Raw genomic sequence first — 4,829 nt, forward strand, 5'->3', positions numbered from 1 at the left:
CGACCAAGAAGTCAATGAAGTAAAGTTGCAAAATGAGTTGACGAAATTGGCCGATCGCTACGGCGGTAAAACTTTATTATCGCTGAAGGTTCCCGATGCAGAAGCACAGTCAAAATGGGCAGCGAAATCTTTACCTTTGGGTTATATTGCTCCCGATATCGCTGACGATTATATTGCTGACCAAAAACAACTCGATCGCAAGTTTTTGCGGTTAGTCGATAAAACTGCTGTCGAACTTAAAAATTTCGTTACCGGTGCGAATGAATCTGGTTATCACGTTATCGGTGCTAACTGGAAAGAGCAATTCCAATTACCGGAAATCGTGGTAGATGTGCGAAAAGCTCGACCGGGCGATCGGGCCATTCACAACCCCGCACAAACCCTGCAAAGTGCCAGAGGAATTGAAGTCGGTCACATTTTCCAATTAGGCATCAAATACTCCAAAGCAATGGGAGCAACTTATACTAACGAACAAGGAGAAGAAGTTCCCTTAGTCATGGGTTGTTATGGTGTCGGCGTATCGCGTTTAGCGCAAGCAGCCGTAGAGCAATCTTACGACAAAGATGGGATAATTTGGCCTGTAGCGATCGCACCCTATCACGTCATCATCTCAGTTCCCAACATCAGCGACGGCGAACAACTGCAAGCAGCGGAAAAACTTTACAGCCAACTCAACGAAGCGGGAATTGAAACTCTGCTTGATGACCGCAACGAACGCGCTGGAGTTAAATTTAAAGACGCCGATTTAATCGGTATTCCCTATCGCATTGTCACCGGAAAATCTCTCAAATCAGGCAAAGTAGAAGTCGTCGAAAGAGCCAGCCACAAATCCGAAGAAATACCTCTGGATGAAGTTGTCTCCACACTCAAGCAACGAATCGAAGTAGCAATACACAAGTAGAAAAACGGCATCTGAGCGAGGGGATTTCCCCAGCTCAGCATCGGCCACTTAGTTTCTCTGAAAATCATGCCATTTTACTATCAACTAGCCCGCAAAGCTTTATGGGCATTTCTCATTTACTTACCTTTCATCGGCACTTTTACATATGCGATTGCAGGAGGTAATCCACTTTTTTTTATAACTAAAGATATCCTCTACGTACCCGCGCTTATTGCTTTAATTATTTACTGTCAGCGCTCGCATTTACCCATAGTAATTGCCCAACCCCTAAAGCAGCCACTGTTGTTTTTATTGGCGTGTTGTTCGGTCACTTTAGTTTATGTCAACGGCTATCAACAGTTCAATTCCGATCTTGACGAACAACCATTTTTTATGGGGATTATTGGTTTAAAAGTGCTAATCGGATACATCCCCCTGATTTTTTGTGCTTATTACCTGATTCGCAACAAAAATGAATTGCGATTTTTAATCCGCCTGCACGTTGTTCTGGCCTTAATTTGCTGCACTCTGGCTTTTATTCAATACCTGTTACTTAGCAGCGGTGTGTGTACAGGTACGAGCGGACTGGAAGGAGATGCTTTATTCAAAGCAGCTCTCGATGCTAGGTGTTTTGTCGGCGGTGCTTTACTTTACAATCCCGAACTGGGGGTAATTCGCTTACCGGGAACATTTGCCGCACCCTGGCAATGGGGTTGGTTTCTGATTTCAAATGGTTTTTTCACCGTTGCTTCTGCTGTGAGCGAAACTTCTCGTCGTTGGCGAAATGCCAGCTTCGTAGCTATGGCTTTAGTCTTGTTCGTAGCGGTTGTTTCCGGTCAAAAAATCGCGCTAGTTTTAATTATTACCATCTTCGCACTTCTGCTATTTTTTGCAGCTCCTGGGGGAAATTTCAAGCGCGGGATTATAATTTACTTGGGAGGCGCAATTGTGCTTGTACTTGGCTTAAACACTGAGTTTTTCAGTTATTGGAAAGATTCGCTCCTTTACGAATTTATTGTTCCCCAGTTTGACTGGGTGCTGGGCAACTTAGAAAGCTTTTTTGGTAGTGGTTTGGGACGAGCTACTAATGCAGCACGTATTTTCGGCGAAACTGCGTTGGTTGAAACCTACTATCCCAAGGTGCTTTACGAAATAGGGCCACTTGGCCTGATCGCTATGCTAGCAGTGATTTCTATCTTAACTTTCCTCACGTTCAAAGCTTACCGATCGGTTAAAGATATCAAGTTGCGTCGCTTGGGAATTTGTCTGTGGGCATTTGTCTTGTTTATCAGCTACAACATTTACTATTACCCGCTAGATGTTCTGCCAGTGGCAATCTATTATTGGTTTTTTGCTGGTGTTCTTCTCAAATTACCGCAACTGGAATCTAATAGGCAATAGGTATTAGTTATAATTCTCTACTACCTAAACCTAACTCCTTTTTTTCTTTTTTCTTTTTTCTTTTGACTTTTGACTTTTGACTTTTGACTTTTCTAGCCCCTAACCAATCACCAATGGAATTATTCACACTCCTCTTATCTGGCTTACTTGGTTTCCTTTCCCCAGTTGGTTTCGTCGTCGATAGCGTCGCCCAAAATGTGATTCGCTCTCGTATGGAAAAGGTGGAACAGCTGCAAGTGCGCGTTGACAACGCTCCCTCTCACCAACTCATACAAGGCAAAGTCGAACGAGTGCGAATTGCAGGACGAGGCTTATGGGTGACGCCAGACTTCCGCATCGCAGCTCTAGAAATGGAAACCGACCCCCTGAATTTCAATATCCAGCGTCTTAGGCAACGCAGCGAGCTCCCGCCCGTCGAGGGTAACCAAAGTCAAAGATTGCCGAGCGGGGCTTTGCGGCAACCGATACAGGCTGGATTGCGTTTCGTTTTAACCCAAGATGACGTCAACAAACTGCTCGCATCACCGACAGTCACAGCTCGGTTGCGTAACCTGGGAAGCGGTTTTTTGGGCAATATGGGCGGTCAACAAGCACAAGCTTACGAGTTTGTCAATCCACGGGTAGAATTTCTGGCTGATAACCGCGTGCGTTTTCAGGTAGCATTACAGGAAAAAGGTGAAGGTGCCGACAAGCAAACCGATCCCAAACAGCTAAATCTCAAGGTAGAGTCGGGGCTGGGCGTAGTTTCCGGGCGTCAGATCCAATTGATTTCGCCAACTGCCTCGATCAACGATAGTGCCCTGCCGGCTTTCTTGATCGGTCCGATCGCCGAAACCATCAGCGAGCAGTTTGATTTCCGTAAATTGGAAGATGCAGGAATCACAGCCCGGCTTCTACAATTGAATATAAAACCACAGCAAATGGAGATAGCAGCCTTTGTGCGAATAAAACCGGACTCTTTGCCTCAAACTGACAAAAAGTAACCTTTTTCCGGAAATTATTATCCTCTTATCGTCTCCTCACACAGAACCTGCCAATTCTCAAGGAGCTACGTATTTATGAACAAGCGAAAACCCGATCGTGCCGTTTCTCGGCGTGCAATTGCGACTATCGGGGGTATAATTTTGGCTATTGGTGGCGGAACGGTTTGGTTGGCATTGAATTCGCGTACTCCCGCTCCCACCCCTACGCCGACAAACTCTACAAACTCTACAAACTCTACAACAAACACCCCCAATACACCACAGCCAGCTCCAGTACCGGAAACGGCAGAAATCTATTGGCTTCAAGATCGAGGCAATAAACTAGAACTGGTGGGTCGTCCGGTAACGCTGGATAAGGCTGCCAGTAAAAGTCCCAATGCTATTTTGGCACAAGCTTTTGTCCGCTTGCTGGCTGGGCCTAACGCTACCGATGACAAAATTTCGACAAGTATTCCCAAAGGAACCAAACTCCGCAGCGTTACTGTTCAAAACGATACCGTGACGGTCGATCTATCTCAGGAGTTTAACTCTGGCGGTGGCAGCGCGGCGATGACGGGGCGCTTAGGACAGGTCATCTATACCGCTACCAGTTTAGACCCTAATGCCAAGGTGTTGATCGCTGTGGATGGAAAACCCCTGGAAACTTTGGGTGGTGAAGGCTTAGAGCTCGAACAGCCACTAACTCGCCAAAGTTTTCAGAAAAACTTTCCTCTCTAGTTGGGCTTGGGAAAAGTTAAAAGTCAAAAGTCAAAAGTTAAAAAGAAAAGGGAGAGGAGAGAAGGAAGAGAAAAAAGGGGAGAGCGGAAAAATTCAGATTTTCCCCCATTTATGCCGCTCTTTTCTCCCTCTCCCTCTTGTTTTTGACTTTTCTTATTCTTTGCTAGCTAGACTGAACTCCCGAAAGTGACGCGCTTGCTGTTCAATGCGCGTTGCTAAGCGATCGCACACCAAGTTACACAGATCGAAGATTAACTCATCTTCCACTTTGTAGTAGGCGGAAGTGCCTTCGCTACGGCGGCTGAGGATACCCGCTTGCAGCATCACTTTCAGGTGTTTGGAAACGTTAGCCTGACTGGTTTCGGTCGCCTCTACCAGTTCTTGCACGCATTTTTCGCCATTGCGGAGCAAGTTCAACAGCCGCAGGCGCATTGGCTCGCTTAAAATGCTGAAGTATTCAGCCACTTGTTGCACAACTTCTTGCGGTACAGGCTGCGCTTGTTTCATCGAATTAACTCGGAACCGACCGATCCCCAGATTGTACGAGTTCTTTTTTCTATCACAATACAGTAATCGATAATACACTTTTTATCAATCGGGGTTAACCCGCATCAGAACTTGACCGTATTCTACAGGTTGGCCGTTGGTCACCAAAATTTCCATCACCTGCCCTGAGACTTCGGCTTCGATTTCGTTCATCAGCTTCATTGCTTCAATGATACAGACTGTTTGTCCAGTACGGATGCGATCGCCGACTTCCACAAATGGCGGTTCGTCAGGAGCAGGCGAGCGGTAAAACGTTCCCACCATAGGGGAAGTAATTGTTAACCATTTTTGCTCAACTTGGG

The 4,829-nt window shown here is 46.1% G+C and carries 6 protein-coding genes; 4 read left to right on the plus strand and 2 right to left on the minus strand.

Features of this window, described 5'->3' with window-relative positions; translation table 11 throughout:
* The 4 genes from H6S82_RS17985 to H6S82_RS18000 all read left to right on the plus strand — a co-directional run.
* Window positions 1–901: His/Gly/Thr/Pro-type tRNA ligase C-terminal domain-containing protein (locus tag H6S82_RS17985; RefSeq protein WP_242056994.1), on the plus strand; the 901-nt coding region annotated here is incomplete at its 5' end.
* Between the two features lie 66 nt (window positions 902–967).
* Complete coding sequence (locus H6S82_RS17990; protein WP_190468738.1) at window positions 968–2,281, plus strand: hypothetical protein; 1,314 nt, start codon at window positions 968–970, stop codon at window positions 2,279–2,281.
* A 113-nt stretch (window positions 2,282–2,394) separates the two neighbouring features.
* Complete coding sequence (locus H6S82_RS17995; protein WP_191056503.1) at window positions 2,395–3,264, plus strand: DUF2993 domain-containing protein; 870 nt, start codon at window positions 2,395–2,397, stop codon at window positions 3,262–3,264.
* A gap of 75 nt (window positions 3,265–3,339) precedes the next feature.
* Entirely contained in the window at window positions 3,340–3,981 is a 642-nt protein-coding gene (locus H6S82_RS18000) for a GerMN domain-containing protein (protein ID WP_190468732.1), read from the plus strand.
* Between the two features lie 153 nt (window positions 3,982–4,134).
* On the opposite strand, the gene H6S82_RS18005 is transcribed toward H6S82_RS18000, so the two are convergent.
* Both H6S82_RS18005 and accB read right to left on the minus strand, forming a co-directional pair.
* Entirely contained in the window at window positions 4,135–4,488 is a 354-nt protein-coding gene (locus H6S82_RS18005; protein ID WP_190468729.1) for a metalloregulator ArsR/SmtB family transcription factor, read from the minus strand.
* An 84-nt stretch (window positions 4,489–4,572) separates the two neighbouring features.
* A partial coding sequence (gene accB, locus H6S82_RS18010; RefSeq protein ID WP_191056504.1) for an acetyl-CoA carboxylase biotin carboxyl carrier protein occupies window positions 4,573–4,829 on the minus strand: 257 nt, incomplete at its 5' end.

Source organism: Planktothrix sp. FACHB-1355, from assembly GCF_014748295.1.
Classification (GTDB): domain Bacteria; phylum Cyanobacteriota; class Cyanobacteriia; order Cyanobacteriales; family Aerosakkonemataceae; genus Aerosakkonema; species Aerosakkonema funiforme_A.

Bases quoted from the DNA above. Each gene is read 5' to 3' on its own strand.
- H6S82_RS17990 (WP_190468738.1), top strand. From the start codon at position 968: ATGCCATTTTACTATCAACTAGCCCGCAAAGCTTTATGGGCATTTCTC.
- H6S82_RS17995 (WP_191056503.1), top strand. From the start codon at position 2,395: ATGGAATTATTCACACTCCTCTTATCTGGCTTACTTGGTTTCCTTTCC.
- H6S82_RS18000 (WP_190468732.1), top strand. From the start codon at position 3,340: ATGAACAAGCGAAAACCCGATCGTGCCGTTTCTCGGCGTGCAATTGCG.
- H6S82_RS18005 (WP_190468729.1), bottom strand. From the start codon at position 4,488: ATGAAACAAGCGCAGCCTGTACCGCAAGAAGTTGTGCAACAAGTGGCT.